The 19,600-nt window shown below is 67.1% G+C and carries 12 protein-coding genes; 5 read left to right on the top strand and 7 right to left on the bottom strand.

Annotation, left to right across the window (positions count from 1 at the left end):
• Positions 1-151: 151 nt before the first annotated feature.
• The gene (locus ACEN8G_RS16530; RefSeq protein WP_413417891.1) at positions 152-2,140 is read right to left on the bottom strand and encodes an alpha/beta hydrolase family protein; all 1,989 of its coding nucleotides are present in this window, start codon (positions 2,138-2,140) and stop codon (positions 152-154) included.
• Positions 2,141-2,399: 259 nt separating this feature from the next.
• Between ACEN8G_RS16530 and ACEN8G_RS16525 the strand changes: the two genes are divergently transcribed.
• The 3 genes from ACEN8G_RS16525 (at position 2,400) to ACEN8G_RS16515 (ending at position 7,729) form a co-directional block, all read left to right on the top strand.
• A complete protein-coding gene (locus ACEN8G_RS16525) occupies positions 2,400-4,916 on the top strand; it encodes a TonB-dependent receptor (protein ID WP_413417893.1) in 2,517 nt (838 codons plus the stop codon).
• Between the two features lie 173 nt (positions 4,917-5,089).
• Positions 5,090-6,532, top strand: coding sequence for a CehA/McbA family metallohydrolase (locus ACEN8G_RS16520; RefSeq protein WP_413740625.1), 1,443 nt, complete (start codon positions 5,090-5,092; stop codon positions 6,530-6,532).
• A gap of 522 nt (positions 6,533-7,054) precedes the next feature.
• Complete coding sequence (locus ACEN8G_RS16515; RefSeq protein ID WP_413418273.1) at positions 7,055-7,729, top strand: hypothetical protein; 675 nt, start codon at positions 7,055-7,057, stop codon at positions 7,727-7,729.
• A 283-nt stretch (positions 7,730-8,012) separates the two neighbouring features.
• Here the strand turns inward: ACEN8G_RS16515 and ACEN8G_RS16510 are convergent, their stop codons facing one another.
• The gene (locus ACEN8G_RS16510; protein ID WP_413418275.1) at positions 8,013-9,332 is read right to left on the bottom strand and encodes an alpha/beta hydrolase family protein; all 1,320 of its coding nucleotides are present in this window, start codon (positions 9,330-9,332) and stop codon (positions 8,013-8,015) included.
• Positions 9,333-9,433: 101 nt separating this feature from the next.
• On the opposite strand from ACEN8G_RS16510, the gene ACEN8G_RS16505 reads away from it, so the two are divergent.
• On the top strand, positions 9,434-11,053 hold the full coding sequence (locus ACEN8G_RS16505) for a M28 family metallopeptidase (RefSeq protein WP_413418277.1): 1,620 nt from the start codon (positions 9,434-9,436) through the stop codon (positions 11,051-11,053).
• A 19-nt stretch (positions 11,054-11,072) separates the two neighbouring features.
• Positions 11,073-12,053 carry an agmatine deiminase family protein gene (locus tag ACEN8G_RS16500; protein WP_413418279.1) on the top strand — a complete coding sequence of 327 codons (981 nt, stop codon included), beginning with the start codon at positions 11,073-11,075 and terminating at the stop codon, positions 12,051-12,053.
• A 136-nt stretch (positions 12,054-12,189) separates the two neighbouring features.
• Here ACEN8G_RS16500 and ACEN8G_RS16495 read toward each other — a convergent pair whose 3' ends face one another.
• From ACEN8G_RS16495 to ACEN8G_RS16475, 5 genes are all read right to left on the bottom strand, one after another.
• Positions 12,190-13,623, bottom strand: a complete 1,434-nt coding sequence (locus ACEN8G_RS16495; protein WP_413418281.1) for a PQQ-dependent sugar dehydrogenase — start codon at positions 13,621-13,623, stop codon at positions 12,190-12,192.
• Between the two features lie 197 nt (positions 13,624-13,820).
• A complete protein-coding gene (gene katG / locus ACEN8G_RS16490; protein ID WP_413418283.1) occupies positions 13,821-16,016 on the bottom strand; it encodes a catalase/peroxidase HPI in 2,196 nt (731 codons plus the stop codon).
• Between the two features lie 891 nt (positions 16,017-16,907).
• Positions 16,908-17,819, bottom strand: a complete 912-nt coding sequence (locus tag ACEN8G_RS16485) for a hemolysin family protein (RefSeq protein ID WP_413416934.1) — start codon at positions 17,817-17,819, stop codon at positions 16,908-16,910.
• A 9-nt stretch (positions 17,820-17,828) separates the two neighbouring features.
• The gene (gene ybeY / locus ACEN8G_RS16480; RefSeq protein WP_413416932.1) at positions 17,829-18,338 is read right to left on the bottom strand and encodes an rRNA maturation RNase YbeY; all 510 of its coding nucleotides are present in this window, start codon (positions 18,336-18,338) and stop codon (positions 17,829-17,831) included.
• A 145-nt stretch (positions 18,339-18,483) separates the two neighbouring features.
• The gene (locus tag ACEN8G_RS16475; protein WP_307117506.1) at positions 18,484-19,485 is read right to left on the bottom strand and encodes a PhoH family protein; all 1,002 of its coding nucleotides are present in this window, start codon (positions 19,483-19,485) and stop codon (positions 18,484-18,486) included.
• Positions 19,486-19,600 lie beyond the last annotated feature (115 nt).

The raw sequence follows: 19,600 nt of genomic DNA, 5'->3' as shown, positions 1-19,600 counted from the left end.
GCGTCGTCTCCAGTTCCCATTCCGTCATGCCGCCCCATTCGTCATCCCGGCGAAAGCCGGGATCTCAGGCGATGGCGCAGGGAAGGGGCCGCACGAAATCCCGGCTTCCGCCGGGATGACGAGGGTGGTTACGCCGGGACGACGAGGATGGTTACGGCTTCGCCGGCAACCCCAGCGCGCCCCGCAGGAACGTGTCGCTCTTGTCGAGCATCTGCGTCCGCGCCTGGTCGTCGTCGAGCTGGTGGTCAAGGCCCTTGAACTCGACATATTCCACCTGCTTGCCCGCGTCCTTCAGCCGATCGGCCATCAGGCGCGATTCGCCCACGCCGACGTTCAGGTCCTGGGTGCCGTGGAACAGCAGCACCGGCGCCTTGATCTTCTGGGCATTCTGGGCGGGCGAGCCTTCGCGCACATGCGGGCCGCTGCCGATGAACCGGCTGACGATATTGTAGCTGGTATAGGCCCTGGCCTCGTTGCGCAGCGATTCCAGGTCGGTCACCGGCGCGATCGCCACGATCGCCTTGAACAGGTCGGGGTCGAGGGCGGCGCTCTGCAGCGCGGCATAGCCGCCATAGGACCAGCCGACGATCGCCAGCTTGCCCGGTGCGGCGATGCCCTGCTTGGCCAGCCAGCGCCCGCCATCGTTCACGTCGCCGATCGCGATCCGCCAGGACTGGAAGCCGTTCTTCTTGAACCAGCCATCGCCATAGCCGGTCGACCCGCGGAAATTGGGCTGGAGCACCGCGAAGCCGCGCGCGGCATAGAATTGCACCAGCCAGTCGAAGCCCCATTCGTCGCGCGCGCCCGGGCCGCCATGCGGCATCACGATCGCGGGCAGGTTCTTGCCGTCGCTGCCGGCCGGCAGGGTCAGATAGCCGGGGATCTGCGTGCCGTCCGCCGCCGGGAAGGTCACCGGCCGCATCTCGGCGAGCTTGGTCTTGGCGAGCTGGGGCCGCTGGGCCAGCACCTCGGCCAGGCCGCGGCTCGCCTTGTCATAGACATAATAGGTGCCCGCATCGGTGTCGCCGCCGGCGTAGAGCAGCAGCTTCTTCTCGTCCGCGCTCGCGTCGATGAAGCTCACCATCGGCTTGCCGGGCAGCGCCTTGCCCAGCGCGGTGCGCAGCTTTTGCAGCTCGGGGTCGAAGAATTCGGTGACGCGGTGGTCGGTGGCATAGCTCACCCCGACCACGCGGCGCTGGCGGCCGATGCGGACCAGCCCGTCGACATCGACCTCGGGATGCGCGAACACCAGCTTGCGGGTCAGGCTGCCGTCCAGCGCGATGCTGTAGAGCGCCCGCCGCCCGTCCTGGTTCTCGAAGCCATAGACGACATTGGTGTCGCGATCGACGGCATAGGGGTTGAAGCCGGCATAATTGCCACCGCCGCCATCGGACACCAGATCTCCCAGCTTCTTCCACTCGCGATCGTTGGCGGTGCGATAGCTGTAGACATAGCGGCCGGTGCTCAGGCCGCCGTTGCTTTCGTCCTCGATGCCCATGATCCGGACATTGCCGTGCCCGTCGCTGATGAACTCGGCGACGTTGCGCCGGGGCAGCTCGACGATCTTGCGCTTGAGCGAGGTCGCGTCGACCAGCTCCACCGCCAGGCCGTCGCGGGTGTTGGCGGTGTGGGTGCCGGTCGAATATTCGGGCACGAACACCCGGGTCATCAGCACCGATCCGTTCGAGCCGTCCGGACCCCAGTCGATGATGTCGCCGCCCGACTGCATGATGTCCAGCGCATTGGCATTCTCGCGCCGGCTGAGCATCTTGAGGTCGGAACCGTCGGCGTTGAGCGACACCATCCGGGTGAAGGACAGTTTCTGGTCGAGCTGCTGGATCATGTAGATGTTGCACACGATCCGGGTGCTGCTCGCCCAGCGGCAGCTGCTGAGCTGGTCGGGGTCGCCCGTCGCGGTGAGCACCACCTTGCTCGCGCCGGTCTCGAGATTGGCCACCACCAGTGCGTCGCCGCGCCCGCTGATCGGCTGGATCATCGCCACCTGGCTGCCGTCGGGCGACAGGCTGATCTGCTGGATGAACTCGCGCGCCCCGAAATTGCGCGCGTCCTGGCTCTGCGCGAAGGCGAGCGCCGGCATGGCCGAGGCGACGAGCAGCGCCCCGCGAACGATATTCTTCATGAACCCCCCAAGATTTCTCGACCCCGACCCTAGCCGGTGCGCGGGCTTTGGCAATGTCTTGAAAGCACCGTGGCGGTGTGGCGGGGGACTTGATCCATGCACCCTGTGACAGGGTCAATAACTTGCTGATATTACTGTCATAATATCGCAAGCCAGGCGTCACTCCGGCGTCTCGGCCCTGCCGCCACATCGCAACATCCCCGGCCTAGCGGCGCCCTTGAGCAGTCCTTCGCTGCCTATCCGACCAAGGGGATTATCCATGCAGATCAGCCGCACGCTGACGCGCACCAGCTTCGCCGCCCTCCTGCTGACCGCCAGCGCCCCCGCGCTCGCCCAGGCGCAGGAGGCGACCGCCACCGCCGCTGCCACCGACACGCCCGACGAGGAGATCGTCGTCACCGGCCGCGCCGGCGCCGGCGAGCGCACCAAGCTCGACACCAGCTACGCCGTCACCACCCTCTCGAACGACATGATCCGTTCGCGCGCGCCGTCGAGCGTGACCGAGACGCTCAAGTCGGTCCCCGGCTTCTGGGTCGAGGCCTCGGGCGGCGAGGGCTCGGGCAATGTCCGCGCCCGCGGCATCCCCGTGGACGGCTTCGGCTCGATCAACCTGCTCGAGGACGGCCTGCCCGTGCAGCACGATCCCGCGCTCGGCTATCTCAACGCCGACCAGGCCTTCCGCCTCGACGAATCGATCGACCGGATCGAAGTCGTTCGCGGTGGCCCGTCCTCGGTCTTCTACTCGAACGCCCCCGGCGGCGTGGTCAACTACATCACCCGCCGCGCCGGCGACTCGCTCACCGGCAATGCCCGCGTCCTCTACGGCCCCACCGCCGAGCTCTACCGCTTCGACGGCTGGATCGGCGCGCCCCTCGGCGACGGCCTCAAGCTCGGCGTCGGCGGCTTCTACCGCAGCGAGCAGGGCGTCCGCGATCCCGGCTTCACCGGCAACAAGGGCGGCCAGGTCCGCGCCGACCTCGTCAAGGAATTCGACGGCGGCTCGCTGACCTTCAGCTACAAGCACCTCGACGACAATGCGATCTTCTACACCGGCATCCCGCTGACCAAGGACCGCAACGGCGACGTGGTCGGCCTGCCCGGCTTCGATCCGCATTACGGCACCACCGCCAGCCCCGCCTCGGCCCATCTGACGCTCAAGAGCGCCACCGGCCTGGTCGATTTCGACAACACCAAGGGCACCGACATCCGCCTCGACCAGGGCTCGATCCTCACCGATTACGAGTTCGCGCCGGGCTGGAAGCTCACCAACGGCATGCGCTACCGCGACAGCTACACGGTCCGCAACGGCGTCTACCCGACCTCGGTCGCCACCGCCGCCTCGTTCCTCGCCAGCAACCGCGCCGCCCTGCTCGCCGCCTTCCCGGGCGCGACCGACGTGCAGATCCGCTATGCCGACAATGGCCAGGCGTTCAACACGGCCAACCAGAACGGCAATGGCGACATCTTCATCAACGCCGCCCGTCCCGTCACCGTCTGGGAGCGCGAGTTCCTCAACGACTTTCGCATCGCCCACAAGTTCGAGGCGGCCGGCACGCATGATTTCGCGGTCGGCTTCTACTATGCGAACATCGACGAGACCTTCAGCCGCTACTCGGCCTCGACGGTGCAGGACGTCTCCAACAATTCCCGCCTGCTCGATGTCGTCGCGGTCAACGCCGCCGGCAATGTCGTCGGCTCGCTGACCAAGAACGGCGTCGCCCGCTACGGCTCGGAATTCGCCAACGGCACCGGCAGCCAGACCACGATCGCGCTCTATGCCTCGGACGAGTGGCAGATCACCCCGACCTTGCGCATCGACGGCGGCATCCGCTGGGAGCGGATGAAGGCCCGCGGCGCGCAGGAAGGCCAGAAGACGGTCAATCTCGGCGACGCCACCACCCTGGCCGACGATCAGGTGCTGACCGGCAACGGCATCTACACCAACTTCAACCGCAAGTTCGACGATGTCGGCTACACCGCCGGCATCGACTGGCAGTTCGCGAAGATCGGCGGCGCCTTCGCCCGCTACACCCATGCCTTCCGCATGCCGAGCGTCGGCAGCTTCATCACCAGCGCCACCGCGACGCCGGTGATCCAGGGCATCGACATGTGGGAAGGCGGGCTCAAGCTCTCGACCCCGCTGGTCAGCGTCTATGCCACCGGCTTCCTCACCGATTTCGACTCCTATTCGATCGGCAATTTCGTCTTCGCCCCGCCGCCGGCCAGCGGCGTGATCCAGCAGACCGTCTATACCGACACGCGCGCCTACGGCGTCGAGTTCGAAGGCGTGATCCGTCCGGCCAAGTGGTTCGACCTCACTGTCCAGGCGACCTGGCAGAACCCGACTTTCCGCAACCTGCGCTATAACGAGAGCACCACGGTCGGCGGCGTCGCCACGCTGGTCCCGCGCGACTATTCGGGCAACCAGCTGCTCCGCGTCCCCAGGATCGCGCTGCGTGCCACCCCGGCGGTCACCCTGTTCGACGGTCGCCTGCGCGCGCAGATGGACGTCGAGCATTACAGCGACCGCTATGCCGATGCGGCCAATATCTCGAAGCTGCCGGCCTATACGGTGATCAACGCCAGCATCAGCGTGCGCGCCACGAAGAACATCCGCCTCTGGGCCTATGGCGACAACCTCACCAACGCGCTCGGCCTCACCGAAGGCAATCCGCGCGCCGGCGAGCTGACCAGCGGCCAGGCCAACGACCTGCTGTTCATCGGCCGCCCGATCGTCGGCCGCAACATCCGCTTCGCCGTGGACTTCTCGTTCTGACGGCCAAGCTCCCATCCGCCCTCAGGCTCCCCTCCCTGGAAGGGAGGGGCTAGGGGTGGGTAGGGGCCAGGCGATACTGCCGACCCTCCGCCTGCTCGCAGCCGTATCGCGTATATCGACCCACCCCTAACCCCTCCCTTTCAGGGAGGGGGATTTGTTGAGGCCCCCCCCAAATGCTCCGCCTCCTGCCCGCGCTGGCCCTTCTCCTCCTCCAGACTCCCGCGCACGCCCAGCAGGCGGACCAGGTCGCCACCGGCGAGATCACCGGCGCCGATCATGAGACCTACAAGCAGATCCCCTTCGACGTGCCGGAAGGCACCGAGCGGATCACCGTGCGCCTGACCTATGACAAGGCGAACAAGACCGTCGTCGATCTCGGCGTGTTCGATCCCCAGCGCTTCCGCGGCTGGAGCGGCGGCACGCGCGACCGCTTCACCCTTTCCGCCAGCGACGCCTCGCCCGGCTATCTCCCCGGTGCGCTGCCCGCCGGCCGCTGGCACGTCCAGTTCGGCGTGCCCAATGCCCGCAAGGACGCGCACAGCCCCTACAGGGTCGAGATCTTCCTCGACCGCGGCACCGTCCGCAACGCCAGCGCGGCCATCGCCGACGCGCCGATCAACGCCGCCCCCGGCTGGTTCCGCGGCGACCTGCACATGCACGACGCCCATTCGGACGGCAGCTGCAAGAGCAAGACGGGCAAGAAGATCCCGTGCCCGCTGTTCCGCACCGTCGATGCCGCGGCGAATGCCGGCCTCGATTTCGTCGCGGTCACCGATCACAATACCGTCTCGCATTTCGGCGGGCTGCGCGAGCTCCAGCCGTATTTCGACAACATCCTGCTGATCCCGGGTACCGAGGTCACCACCTTTGGCGGCCATGCCAATGCGATCGGGCTCACCCGCTGGGTCGATTTCCGCATCGGCACGCCGGGCGTCCCCAATGTCGCCGCGGTCGAGAAGGCCGTCGCAGAGGCCGGCGCGATCCTCTCGATCAACCATCCCGGCCTGCCCTCGGGCGAGGCCTGCATGGGCTGTGGCTGGGTCTGGCCCGACACCGACTGGAACGGCATCACCGCGATCGAGGCGATCAACGCCAACACGGTCAACACGCCGCTCTCGGGCATCGGCTTCTGGTACAAGCAGCTGAATGCCGGCCACCGCCTCACCGGCGTGGGCGGCAGCGACAACCACAATCCCGATGCGGAAGCCGGCCGTGCCGGCATCGGCCGCCCGACCACCGTCGTCCATGCCGAGGCGCTTTCTACCCCCGCGATCCTCGCCGGCATCCGCGCCGGCCGAGTCTTTGTCGATGTCGAGGGCACGCGCACCCGCGTGCTCGATGTGGAGGCCGTCTCGGGCCGCACCCGCGCCCTGATGGGCGAGACGCTCGCGCCGGGCGCAAAGCTGGACGTCACCGCGACGATCGCCGGCGTCGATGCGGGCAAGGCCGTGCTGATCGCCAACGGCACCGAGGCTCAGTCGCTCCCGCTGGCGCCGGCCGTCACCTTCCATCTCGACCGCAAGGCGGCCTGCGGCTGGATCGCGGTCAACGTGACGACCCAGGACGGCAAGCTCCTGCTGGTCGGCAACCCGATCTACGTGCGGTGCGGGCGCTGAAATTCCTCCCCCGGAAACGGCGTTTCCGGGGGAGGGGGACCGCCGCCGAAGGCGGTGGTGGAGGGGTCTACAAGGGCTGCCGTAAAGCCCCCTCCACCACGACGCTGCGCGTCGCGGTCCCCCTCCCCCGCAGCTGCGCTGCGAGGGAGGATCTTCATCATCATCCCGACCTGCCATCGTCATCCCGACGAAAGTCGGGATCTCAGGCGGCTCCTTCCCCGCGCCATCGCCTGAGATCCCGGCTTTCGCCGGGATGACGGAAAGGCGCGCCGCCGCCTTTCCACAAAATCTACTCAATCTGGCGGAATCCCCCCGCCATCCCCGCCAGCCCGACCCAAAATGGCGGCGCCCCCACTGCCCGCGCACCACGCATCGCGATAGCCTCCCGGCAAAATAACAAGGTCGCGCATCGCATCTTCGTCCGTCTTGCCCGGCGGACATCGGGGGGGCTCATGAAGCGCGCGGGGCGGGGTCTTGGGGGAAAGGCCCCGCCCCCAGCGCCGGAGTCCGGGGGGACTTGATTTGGGGCTGATTCATCGGGACGCCGATCCCGGTCATCCGGCATTGCCGTCGCTGCTCGCCCGGCTGGGCGCGGCCGATGCGCTCGCGGTGCCGCGCTATCCGTTGCCCGGCAGCCGCCAGGGCCGTTGCTACTGGAACGTGCGCGATCAGGTGCGGACGCAGGGCGGCAGCTGCCTGTTCGGCTGGATGCTGGTCGAGATCCCGGGCGTCGTGCTGTTCGGCTGGCATCATGCGGTGTGGCGTGCGCCTTCCGGCCAGCCGACCGACATCTCGCCGCACCCGCTCACCGGCTGGGGCGTGGGCAGCACAGCCTTCGCGGTCGATCCGGTGCAGGAGCATCCGCTCGACTGGCCGCCGGGCCTGCCCCAGGTCTTCGAGCCGCTCGTCCGCGATCCCGCGCTCGACCGCTTCATTGCCGCCGAGGCGGAGGTCCATGCCCTGCGCACCCGCTACCGCGATGCCGAGCAGGCGATCCCCTCGGCCACCTGCTATGACGGCGAGGGCGAGCTGATCGTCCATGTCGAGACGGTCGCCGATATGGCCCGGCTCAAGAAGCTCGAGCGCCGCTACCTGCCCGGCATCCGCACCGCCGAAGCCCGCCGCGACGCGCTGATCCCGGCACTGGCGGCGCTCCAGGACGTGGCGCTGGAGGGGGCGGAGCGGCTGCGGGCGTGAGGGCTTCCTTCGATACGCCATTTCGACAAGCTCAATGGCTACTCAGGATGATCGGGGTTTATATTCTATCCGATCATCCTGAGTAGGGCTGAGCTGGTCGAAGCCCGTATCGAAGGACCCCACAACCGTCATCCGACCCACAACCGTCATCCCGGCGAAAGCCGGGATCTCAGGCGATGGCGGGAAAGAGCCGCACGAGATTCCGACTTTCGTCGGGATGACGAAGGGCGAGGCGGGAGGGAGGGGATGTGCTGAACGACGACGGGATGCTCCTCCGCCCAACTCACCGCCCCAATTCCCGCACCGCGAAGTCGATGAAGCTCGGCCAGTTGTCCCGGTTGTTGTGCCCGCCGCGATGCTGCCGAAACGCGAGCGTCCCCCCGGTCACCGGCGTCAGCTCCGGCGGGAATATCGTGGAACTCAGCCCCTTCGCCCCGCGGATCGTCCAGGCCGGGGATGCCGCCACCGCCGCCAGGAAGCTGCCCTTGGGATCGACCCAGCCGTCCCCCGTGTCGACCGTCCCCGCCCCGAGGAACAGCGGGCGCGGCGCCGAGAGGGCGATCAGCATGTGCGCGTCGATCGGCAGGTCGAACTCGGTCTTCGGCCCCGCGTACTTCAGGAAATTGCCGGCGAACCAGTGATACTCGCCCCCGGCGGCGAGGTTGCCCATCCGCTCGCCGAAGTTCCGCCGATACAGCGCAGCGCCGCCCGCGCCCGAGGAGCCGACGAACCCGATCGCGAACTGCGGGTCATAGGCCATCGCCACCAGCGCCGCCTTGCCGTAGCGCGACAGGCCTTCGATGCCGATCCGGCGCGCGTCAACTTTCGCGTCCGCAGCCAGCGCCTCGCGCGCCCGGCTCGCACCCCAGGCCCAGGCGCGCAGCACGCCCCAGTCCTCGGGACCGCGCGGGTGCCCCTGCAGCGAGATGCCGATCACCCCGGTCTTCAACTCCCCGCCATTGTCCGCCTGGATCGAATTCGCCACCACCACGGCATAGCCGAAGCCGTGCCGGAGCAGCTGCTCGGTATAGGGCGGGCCGGGATCGGCAGGGCGGGGCGGGCCGGGGAATTTGAAGCCCTCGGGAAAGCCGAAGGAGAGGATCACCGGCACCCGGCGGTCTCTTTCGGGCAGGGTGTAGCGGACGGCAATGGTGGCGGATGCGCGCGGCCAGGCCTTGTTGTCCGCTGCGCCTTCGATCCAGCGTTTGGTCACCGGGATCCCGGCCTCGACCGCCTTCTCCTCGCGGACGAGATTCCACGTTATCTTCGGGGCGGTTAGCGGCACGCGGCCATAGATCTCGCGGTCGAACAGTTCGACGATCTCGCGGCGGCGGCGGTCCCAGTCCTTGCTGTTGCGGACGGGGAGGCCGGCATTCGTACGCAGCAGAGGCGGAAGTTCGGGGGTGCCCGCTTTGGCCTCGTCATAGTTCGCGGCATTGGGTGCGTTCGGGTTGAAACCGTCTGCGCCGGCACGGATTTCCGCGATTCCCAGCCGGTCGAGCATCGCCTGGCGATCGGCATTGGCGGCGGTGTAATCCTGCTGCTGCGCACTCGCGGGCAGGGCGAGTGCCAATATCGGCGCCCAGAGCGTCCACAAGCGCATGTCTTCCCCTCCTATGTTATCGCTACCAAGGCTGCCTCGCATTGCGGTCGGGCGCAACCCTTGCCAACATCCCCGCACGAATGTTCCGCAAAGGGGATCCCATGCGCCACCTGCTCACCGCCGCCCTGCTCCTCGCCGGCACCGCGGCCAACGCCCAGACCATCTCGGCCGACACGATGAAGGAGGTGACCAAGGAGCTCTCCTCGGACGCCTATGAGGGCCGCGCGCCGACCACCCCAGCCGAGGACAAGACGATCGCCTATATCGTCCAACGCTTTGAAAAGGCTGGGCTGAAGCCGGGCAACAAGGGCAAGTGGACCCAGGACGTGCCGCTGGTCGAGATCACCGCCGGCAACGTCCAGCCTTTGGTCTTCTCGGGCGGCAAGGCCCCGGTCAGCCTCGACTATCGCAAGGACATGGTCATCGCCACCTACCGGGTGGTCCCCAAGGTCGCGGTCAGGGACAGCGACGTGGTCTTTGTCGGCTACGGCATCAACGCCCCCGAGCGCGGCTGGAACGACTATGCCGGTCTGGACGTGAAGGGGAAGACGGTCGTCATCCTGGTCAACGACCCCGACTATAAATCCCCCGAAACCAAGGGTTTGTTCGAGGGCAAGGCGATGACCTACTATGGCCGCTGGGTCTACAAGTACGAGGAGGCCGCGCGGCAGGGCGCGGCGGCCGCGATCATCGTCCACGACACCTACCCGGCCGCCTATGGCTGGGGCGTGGTCCAGTCCTCCTGGACCGGCCCGCAGCTCGAGCAGGACACGCCGGGCGATCACATGGACCAGAGCCAGGCGATCGGCTGGATGCAGCTCGACAAGGCCAAGGAGCTCTTCGCCGCCGCCGGCAAGGACTTCGATGCGCTCGTCGCCTCGGCCGGCAAGCAGGGCTTCAAGGCGGTGCCGCTCGGCGTAAAGGCTTCTGTCAGCTGGGATAATTCGATCAAGCGCCAGGCCTCGAAGAACGTCGTCGGCATCCTGCCGGGTACCGCTAAGCCCGACGAGGTCGTGCTCTATTCGGCGCATTGGGACCATCTCGGCCGCTGCGACGCGGTCAATGGCGACGATATCTGCAACGGCGCGGTCGACAACGCCTCGGGCATCGGCGGCCTCGTCGCGCTGGCCGAGGCGCATGCCAAGGCCGGTCCCGCCAAGCGCAGCGTCGTCTTCCTGGCGGTCACCGCCGAGGAATCGGGCCTGCTCGGCAGCAAGTTCTACGCCGAGAACCCGGTCTATCCGCTCGCCAAGACGGTGGGCGGGGTGAACATGGATTCGCTCAATGTCCTTGGAAAGACGAAGGATTTCACGCTGGTCGGCGCCGGCAAGTCCGAGCTCGAGGATCTGGTGAAGCCCTTTGTCGCGGCCGAGGGCCGGGTGATCGTCCCCGAGGAGCGGCCCGAGGCGGGCGGCTATTACCGCTCGGACCATTTCAGCTTCGCCAAGCTCGGCGTGCCGATGCTCTATGGCGAGAGCGGCGACGATCTGGTCAATGGCGGCAAGGAAGCGGGCAAGAAGGCGGCGGAGGATTACACCAGGAACCGCTATCACAAGCCCCAGGACGAATATGATGCCAGCTGGGACTGGAGCGGCGCGGTCTCGGACCTGAACATCTATTACGGCCTGGGTCGCCAGCTCGCCGAGGGCACGGCCTGGCCGAACTGGTACAAGACCGCCGAATTCCGCGCGGTTCGCGACAAGTCTCGCGCCGGGCAGTGAACGGGATTATGGGGGCGGAATGACGATTCCGCCTCCCCCCAAGCCCGAATGGGCGCACCACCACGCCGTGTGGATCGGCTTCCCCAGCCATCCCGAACTTTGGCTCGACGATCTCGCCTCCGCGCGCCTCGAAGTCGCCGCCTTCGCGAAGGCGGTACACGCCGAGGGCAAGGGCGAGCAGGTGATCCTGGTCGCCGCCAACGAGGAATCCGCCAAGGCCGCCAGGCTGCTCGCCGGCAATGCCGCCAAGGTGGTGATCGAGCCGTTCGGCGACATCTGGCTGCGCGACACCGCCGCGATCATCGGCGGCAACGGCACCGCGCACGACTTCCGGTTCAACGGCTGGGGCGGCAAGTACGACCTCGAGGGGGACGACGACATCGGTCACCGCCTTGCCGAGCGCGCCCAGATGCGCGTCGAGGATCATAGCTGGGTGCTCGAGGGCGGCGCGATCGACGGCGACGGCACCGGCCTGGTGGTCACCACCGAGCAGTGCCTGCTCAACCGCAACCGCAACCCGCAGCTTAGCAAGGCCGATGTCGAGGAGATGCTGCTGAAGGACCTGGGCTATACCCAGGTGCTGTGGCTCGGCGACGGCCTGCTCAACGACCATACCGATGGGCATGTCGACAATCTCGCCCGCTTCATCGGCCCGAACCGGTTGCTGATCCCCGAGGGTGCCGAGAACGACCCGAACTGGCGCATCTACCAGGACGCCGCGGCCCGCGCGGAGCGCGCGGGCGTCGAAGTGGTGCGCTTCCCCTCGCCGGGCCGCGTGCTCAACGAGGATGAGGAGATCATCCCGGCAAGCTACATGAACTTCTACATCGGCAATGCCGCGGTAGTAGTGCCGCTCTACGGCCAGGAGAATGACGTCGCCGCCGTGGACAAGCTCGCCGAGCTGTTCCCCGGCCGTGCGATCATCGGCCAGCGCGCCGACCACATCCTGACCGGCGGCGGCAGCTTCCACTGCATCAGCCAGCAGATTCCGGCTTCGTAGAAGCGGGGAATTTGATGTGGCCGTCACCCCGGCCTTGTGCCGGGGTCCACGGTGCCGCGCGTTCTGAACAATGCTCTCTAGCCCGGTGCCTGCCTCCCGGTGGACCCCGGCACAAGGCCGGGGTGACGAGTTAGGGTTATTTTGCTGCGGGAGTAGCAGGCGCCCCGGCGATCGGCGCGCCTGCGGTGCTGCTCACCCGCCAGATCACATTGCCGACATCGTCCGCCACCAGCAGCGCGCCGCCAGCGTCGGTGATCACGCCGACCGGGCGGCCCTGCACGGTCTTGCCGTCCTTGCCGAGGAAGCCGGTGAGCAGGTCGATCGGCTTGGCGGTCTTCAGCGGGTAGCCATTGTCGCCGAAGGGCACGAAGACGAGCTTGTAGCCCGAAGGCGGCTCGCGGTTCCACGAGCCGTGCAGCGCGACGAAGGCGCCATTGGCGAACTTGCCGCCGAGCTTGGCATCGGCGGCGAAGGCAAGGCCGAGCGGGGCGGTATGGGCGCCGAGCGCGAAGTCAGGGCGCTTGGTGTATTCGCGCAGATCCGGGCGCTCGGGCGTCACGCGCTTGTCGATGTACCCGCCCCAGTAGTTCCACGGCCAGCCATAGAAGGCGCCGAAATCGACCTGGGTGAGATAGTCGGGCGGCATGTCCGAGCCGAGCATGTCGCGCTCGTTGACCACGGTCCACAGATTGCCGGTGTGCGGCTCGAAGGCCATGCCGTTCGGGTTGCGCAGGCCCCAGGCATAGACGCGCGAGGACTTGGTCTCGGGCACCACCTCGAGGATTGCGGCGCGGGTGCGCTTGGCGGCATCGAGCTGCTTGGCCACGGCGAAGGGCGAGTCGGCGGCGTAGATGTCGCCTTCCTTGTCGAGCCCGTTCTCGGCGATGTTCGACGAGGAGCCGACCGCGACATAGATGCGCTTGCCGTCGGGCGAGGCGAGGATGTTGCGGGCCCAGTGATTGCCGCCGCCGGCCAGGTCGATGATCTTCTCGGCCTTGGCGGTGATCTTCGTCTCGCCGGCCTTGTACGGGAAGCGCACCAGCGCGTCGGTGTTGGCGACGTAGAGCCAGTCGCCGATCAGCGCCATGCCGCTCGGCGAGTTCAGCCCTTCGAGGAAGGCCGAGCGCTGGTCGGCGACGCCGTCGCCATTGGTGTCGCGCAGCAGGGTGATGCGGTTGGCCGAGGGCACGCCGGCGCCGGCGCGATTGAGCATGATACCCATGATCCAGCCGGTGATCCCGCCGCTCTCGCGCGGGGGCGAGTTGGTCTCGGCGACCAGCACGTCGCCATTGGGCAGGCGATAGAGCCAGCGCGGGTGATCGAGCTTGTCGGCGAAGGGGGCGACCGAGATGCCGGCAGGCGCGGTGGGCCTGGCACCGTTCGCCCAGCCGACCGGCTTGGCGATGCGGACTGTCGGGATGTCCTGGTAGCGGGCCTCGCCCAGTTGCGGGACGACGCCGGTCACCGCGGCTTCGGAGAGCTTGGCCTTGTCGGGCTGGGTCGCCCAGATGAACAGGCCGATGAGCACCACCGCGAGGATGGCAAGGACGATGAGGATCCGCTTGAGCATGGCGGAAGGATAGGGGCGGGGAAGGGGGAAGCCAATCCAATTAAAATCCTCCCCGAGCTTGTCTCGGGGAGGGAGACCATTGCGCAGCAATGGTGGAGGGGCGCCGTCGAAGACGGCGGCTGCGCCGCCGCCCCTCCACCACCGACCTTCGGTCGGCGGTCCCCCTCCCCCAGCGAGCTGGGGGAGGAATTAAGGTCTCACTTCAGATCGAAGCGATCCGCGTTCATCACCTTGGTCCAGGCGGCGACGAAGTCCTTCACGAACTTCTCCTCGTTGCCGTTCTCGGCATAGATCTCGCCGACCGCGCGCAGCTCCGAGTTCGAGCCGAAGATCAGGTCCGCGCGGGTCGCACGCCAGGTCTCGTGACCTGCCGCGCGGTCGGTGGCGACATATTCGTCATCGCCTTCTCCGGCAGCCCAGACATTGGTCATGTCGTAGAGGTTGACGAAGAAGTCGTTGGTCAGCTGGCCGGGACGCTTGGTGAAATGGCCATGGCCGCGCTCGCCGTGATTGGCGCCGAGCACGCGCAGGCCGCCGATCAGCACGGTCATCTCGGGAACCGAGAGGCCGAGCAGCGAGGCACGATCGAGCATCATCTCCTCGACCTTCACTGCCAGCTTCTTCTTGCCGACATAGTTGCGGAAGGCGTCGGCCTCGGGCTCCATCACCTCGAAGCTCTCGGCGTCGGTCTGCTCAGCGGTCGCATCGCCGCGGCCGCCGGTGAACGGCACCGCGACGCCGAACCCGGCATCCTTGATCGCCTTCTCGAGCCCGACCACGCCGCCGAGCACGATGGCATCGGCCAGCGACAGCGAGCCGCGCAGCCCGTTGAGCGTATCGATCACCTTGCCGAGGATCGCGGGCTCGTTGACTTCCCAGTCCTTCTGCGGGGCCAGCGCGACGCGCGCGCCATTGGCGCCGCCACGGAAGTCCGACTTGCGGAAGGTGCTGGCCGAGGCCCAGGCGGTCTTGACCAGCTGGCTGACGGTGAGGCCGCTGCCGGCGATCTTCGCCTTAACCGCAGCGACGTCGGCGTCCGAGGGCGTGGTGCCGGCGGGGATCGGGTCCTGCCAGATCAGGTCTTCGGCGGGGACTTCCGGCCCGAGGTAACGGACCTTGGGCCCCATGTCGCGGTGGGTCAGCTTGAACCAGGCGCGGGCGAAGGCGTCCTTGAACGCCTCGTGATCGTCGCGGAACTTCTCCGAGATCGCCCGATAGGCCGGATCGCGCTTGAGCGCCATGTCGGCGGTGGTCATCATCGTCGGGACCTTGCGGCCCGGGACATGCGCGTCGGGCGCCATGTCCTCTTCCTTCTGGTTGATCGGCTGCCACTGGTTGGCGCCGGCCGGCGACTGTACCAGCTCATAGTCATAGTCGAGCAGCAAGCGGAAGAAGTTCTCGCTCCACTCGCGCGGGGTGTTGGTCCAGGCGCCCTCGATGCCGCTGGTGACGGTATGCTCGCCAATGCCGCCGCTCTCATGGCCGCTGACCCAGCCGAAGCCCTGCGCGACGAGGTCGGCGCCCGAAGGGGCCGCGCCGAGCAGCGAGGCGTCGCCATTGCCATGCGCCTTGCCGAAGGTGTGGCCGCCGGCGGTGAGCGCGACGGTCTCCTCGTCGTTCATCGCCATGCGCGCGAAGGTTTCCTTCATGTCGCGCGCCATGCCGGCATCGTCATGCGGATTGCCCTGCGGCCCTTCCGGGTTGACGTAGATCAGGCCCATCTGGATCGCGGCGAGCGGGCCTTCGATCTCATGGAAGCCATGCTCGGGGGCGATGCGGGTCTGGACGCCTTCGTTGACCCACTTGTCTTCCGAGCCCCAATAGATGTCGCGCTCGGGCTCGAAGACATCGGGGCGGCCGCCGCCGAAGCCGAACACCGGCCCGCCCATGCTCTCGATCGCGACATTGCCGGCGAGGATGAACAGGTCGGCCCAGCTGATGTGCTTGCCGTATTTCTGCTTGATCGGCCACAACAGGCGGCGCGCCTTGTCGAGATTGCCGTTGTCGGGCCAGCTGTCGAGCGGGGCGAAGCGCTGCTGGCCGCTATTGGCGCCGCCGCGGCCATCGGCGGTGCGATAGGTGCCGGCGGCGTGCCAGGCCATGCGGATGAAGAAGGGGCCGTAGTGCCCGTAATCGGCCGGCCACCAGGGCTGGCTGTCGGTCATCAGCGCGGTGAGATCGGCCTTGAGCGCGGGATAATCGAGCTTCTTGAAGGCTTCGGCATAGTCGAAATCGGCACCCATCGGATTGGAGGAGCCGTTGGGGTTGAGGATCTCGGTGGCGAGCATCTCGGGCCACCAGTCCTTGTTGGTGCGGCCGAGCAGCGCGCGCGCACCGCCGGCACCGTGCATCGGACAGCCGCCGCCGTCGATCGATCCAGTCTTTGCGTCCATCTCCCAAGCTCCTTGCTGATTGCGGCCCAAGGGATGCCACCCCGGATGCAATCGAAGAAATGGATTAGTTGATGATTACTGATCGACCGGGTGATTTTTACGACATGTGGTTGTCACCATTTCCGTCATCCCGGCGAAAGCCGGGATCTCGTGCGGCTCTTGTCCCGCCGCGGGCGCCATCGCCTGAGATCCCGACTTTCGTCGGGATGACGGTTGGTGAGAAGGGCGAATGCGGCGTGCTCTCGACATCCCCCTCTCCCCGGCCCTCTCCCCTGAAGGGGAGAGGGAGAAGATGCGCCGACAGCCCGGCGTGCCTTTGGCACCCGGGGGATGGGCAGAAGGAAAGGACCGGGGCGTTCCACTTCTCGATCACGCTCGGGCTCGACGACGATTGGCAGTTGGTATGCAAGAGTATGTCGCGTCGAGACTTAACTTATCCGCGGCGTGCCTCCCCCTGTATTGCAGCCAAAAGAGAAGCCAGGGGTGTATTTTAAGGCGAGGGGCTCTGCGGTTGCTCTGGCGAAGCTTCGACTTACGCTGCCGAACGATTCCGCCACCGGTCCTCCGGCGTTGCCACGTGCAAGCGCCGGCCTTCGTGATCCTTCGTGCTGGCCTGGTACGAAGGATGGCGCGGTATATAACCTAATTGGTTTGTTCTGTCAAGCGAAAAGTGCCAGCCCCCAACCGTCATCCCGGCGGAAGCCGGGATCTCATGCGGCTCCTTCCTCGCGCCTCCGACTGAGATCCCGGCTTCCGCCGGGATGACGAATGGGGCCGGGATGACGGTTGGGGTGGGGCGGCGATACTGAAGCGTTGGGTGGGGCGACTGCGGTTTCGCGTGCATCGACTCACCCCCGACCCCTCCCTTTCAGGGAGGGGAGCCTGTAGGGATCACTCCTCCGCCAGCGCCTTCTCGGCTGGCGGATGCAGGCGCAGCCGGGTGACGCGCTTGGGATCGGCCTCGACGATCTCGAGCTTCCAGCCGCTGTCATGCTCGAGGCACTCGCCGGCCTCGGGCACATGGCCAGCGAGTACGAAGGCGAGGCCGCCCAGAGTGTCGACATCGCCGTCAACCTCGGCGAGGCGCGGGTCGACGGTCTCGGCGACGTCCTCGAGGTCGGCACGGGCATCGGCGTCCCAGCCGCCGCCATCGATCGGCACGAGCAGCGCGGTCGGCGCCTCGTCATGCTCGTCCTCGATCTCGCCGACGATCTCCTCGATCAGGTCCTCGATCGTGATCAGCCCCTCGGTGCCCGAATATTCGTCGAGCACGATGGCGAGGTGCGTCCGGCGCCCACGCATCTGGGCCAGCAGGTCGAGCGCGCCCATCGACTGGGGCACGTAGAGCGGCTGGCGGATCAGGCCGGTCAGGTTCGCCGGGTGCGGCGCGCCGCTCGCCAGGATGTTGAACACGTCCTTGATGTGGACCATGCCGATGATCGTATCGAGCTCTTCGCGATAGACGGGTAGGCGGCTGTGGCCGGCCTCCTCGAACAGCTTCACCAGGTCGGCGAAGCTGGTCTCCTCGTCCACCGCGATGATGTCGGCGCGCGGCACGCCGACATCGCCGGCATCGCGCTCGCCGAAATGGAGCAGGTTCTTGAGCATCTGGCGCTCGATCGGCGCGAGATCGCCGGCCGGGCCTCTGCCGCCCTCGTCCTCATGCTCGTCGATCGCATCCTCGATGCGGTCGCGCAAAGTCTCTTCCTGGTCATCACCGAACAGGAGGGTGCGGATGCCGCGCCATATCCCGCCACCTTCGTGGTTGTCGCCGTTATTGGTGCTACTGGGGCCCTCGGGCATGTTCGGTGTTCAATCCTCGCGTACTAGATAGGGGTCGTGAAGGCCGAGTTCGGCGAGCGCGGCGCGCTCCATCTCTTCCATCGCCTCGGCCTCGGCGTCGTCCATATGGTCATAGCCTAGCAAATGCAGCAGGCCGTGGACAATCAGGTGCGTGGCATGATCTTCGATCCTGACCTTGCGCTCGACTGCCTCGGCCGCGCAGACGCCATGCGCCAGCACGATGTCGCCGAGCAGCACCTCGCCATCGTCGCTATTCTCGGTCACCGCTTCCATCAGGTCCGGCTGGATCATCGGGAAGGACAGCACGTTGGTCGGCTTGTCCTTGCTCCGATACTGCCGGTTGAGGACATGGACCTCTTCGTCGGACGTGAAGCGCACCGCGACTTCGATCGTCGCAGGATGATCGAGCCATTCGAGATAGGGCGTTTGCTTCAGCGCGGTCTCGGCGGCGCGGATGGCCAGGGCTTCCCAGTCATACTCGGGCCAGGGGGATTCGACGAGGGCGGCGACGTCCAACACTTACTTCCCCTCCCTTTCAAGGGAGGGGAGCGAGGGGTGGGTGGCGTCCTGGCGACACTGAAGATGGGTGGTCATGCCGCCGCCGTAGCGCGTGCATCGACCCACCCCCAACCCCTCCCTTTCAGGGAGGGGAGCAAGAAGAGGTTCAAGCATTCGGGCCCTCATAGGCTTCGACGATGCGGCCGACGATCGGGTGGCGGACCACGTCTGCCGTGGAGAAGCGCGAAAAGGCGATGCCTTCCACGCCCTCGAGCCGCCGGGTCGCGTCGTTGAGGCCCGAGGCGGGCGGGCCGCCGGGCAGGTCGACCTGGTTGGGATCGCCGCAGATCACCATCCGGCTGTTCTGGCCGAAGCGGGTGAGGAACATCTTCATCTGCGCGGGCGTGGTGTTCTGCGCCTCGTCGAGGATGACGAAGGCGTCGGCCAGCGTGCGGCCGCGCATGAAGGCGATCGGCGCGATCTCGATCTCGCCCGAGGCGATGCGCCGCTCGACCTGCTCGGCAGGCAGGCAGTCATAGAGCGCGTCGTAGATCGGGCGGAGATAGGGATCGACCTTCTCCTTCATGTCGCCGGGCAGGAAGCCGAGCCGCTCGCCGGCCTCGACCGCCGGGCGCGACAGGATCAGGCGCTGGACGCTGCCGGTGATCAGCTGGGCGACGGCCTGGGCGACGGCGAGATAGGTCTTGCCGGTGCCCGCCGGCCCGAGCGCGAAGATCATGTCGTGCGAGACCAGCGCACGCATATATTGCGTCTGCGCGACCGAGCGCGGCACGATCGTCTTCTTGCGCGTGCGGATCATGATCTGGGGCGGGGCATTGCCATTGTCCGCCTTGATGATGCCGGTCAGCGTCGGCTCGCTCGACATCGCGATCACGGCGTCGATCAGCCCGGTATCGACTTCCTCGCCGCGGATGACGCGGGCGTGGAGCTCCTGCAGCACCTCGCGGGCATGGGCTACGGCTTCGGCAGACCCTTCGATCTGCACGCGCTGGCCGCGGGCGTGGATATAGACGCCCAGCCGCTCTTCGAGGGCGAGGATGTTGCTGTCGAACTCGCCGAAGAGCTGGGGCAGGAGCTGGGGCTTGTCGAAGTTCACCTCTACCCGGGAGCGTTCACCGGACTGGGCTGGGACAGGCTTGCGGCTCATGCGGCTCCTTCGCGCGGAAAAATGTTGAATCTCTTGATAGCCTCACGCGTGCGCGCGATCGCTGACGGTGCAACGCGCGTAGCGGCGCTGCGTGTCAAAGCGAAGACGATGCGGG

Source organism: Sphingomonas sp. Sphisp66 (assembly GCF_047324325.1).
GTDB lineage: Bacteria > Pseudomonadota > Alphaproteobacteria > Sphingomonadales > Sphingomonadaceae > Sphingomonas.
Note: the sequence above shows the minus strand (reverse complement) of the source record. Positions and strands in the feature narration are given on the sequence as shown.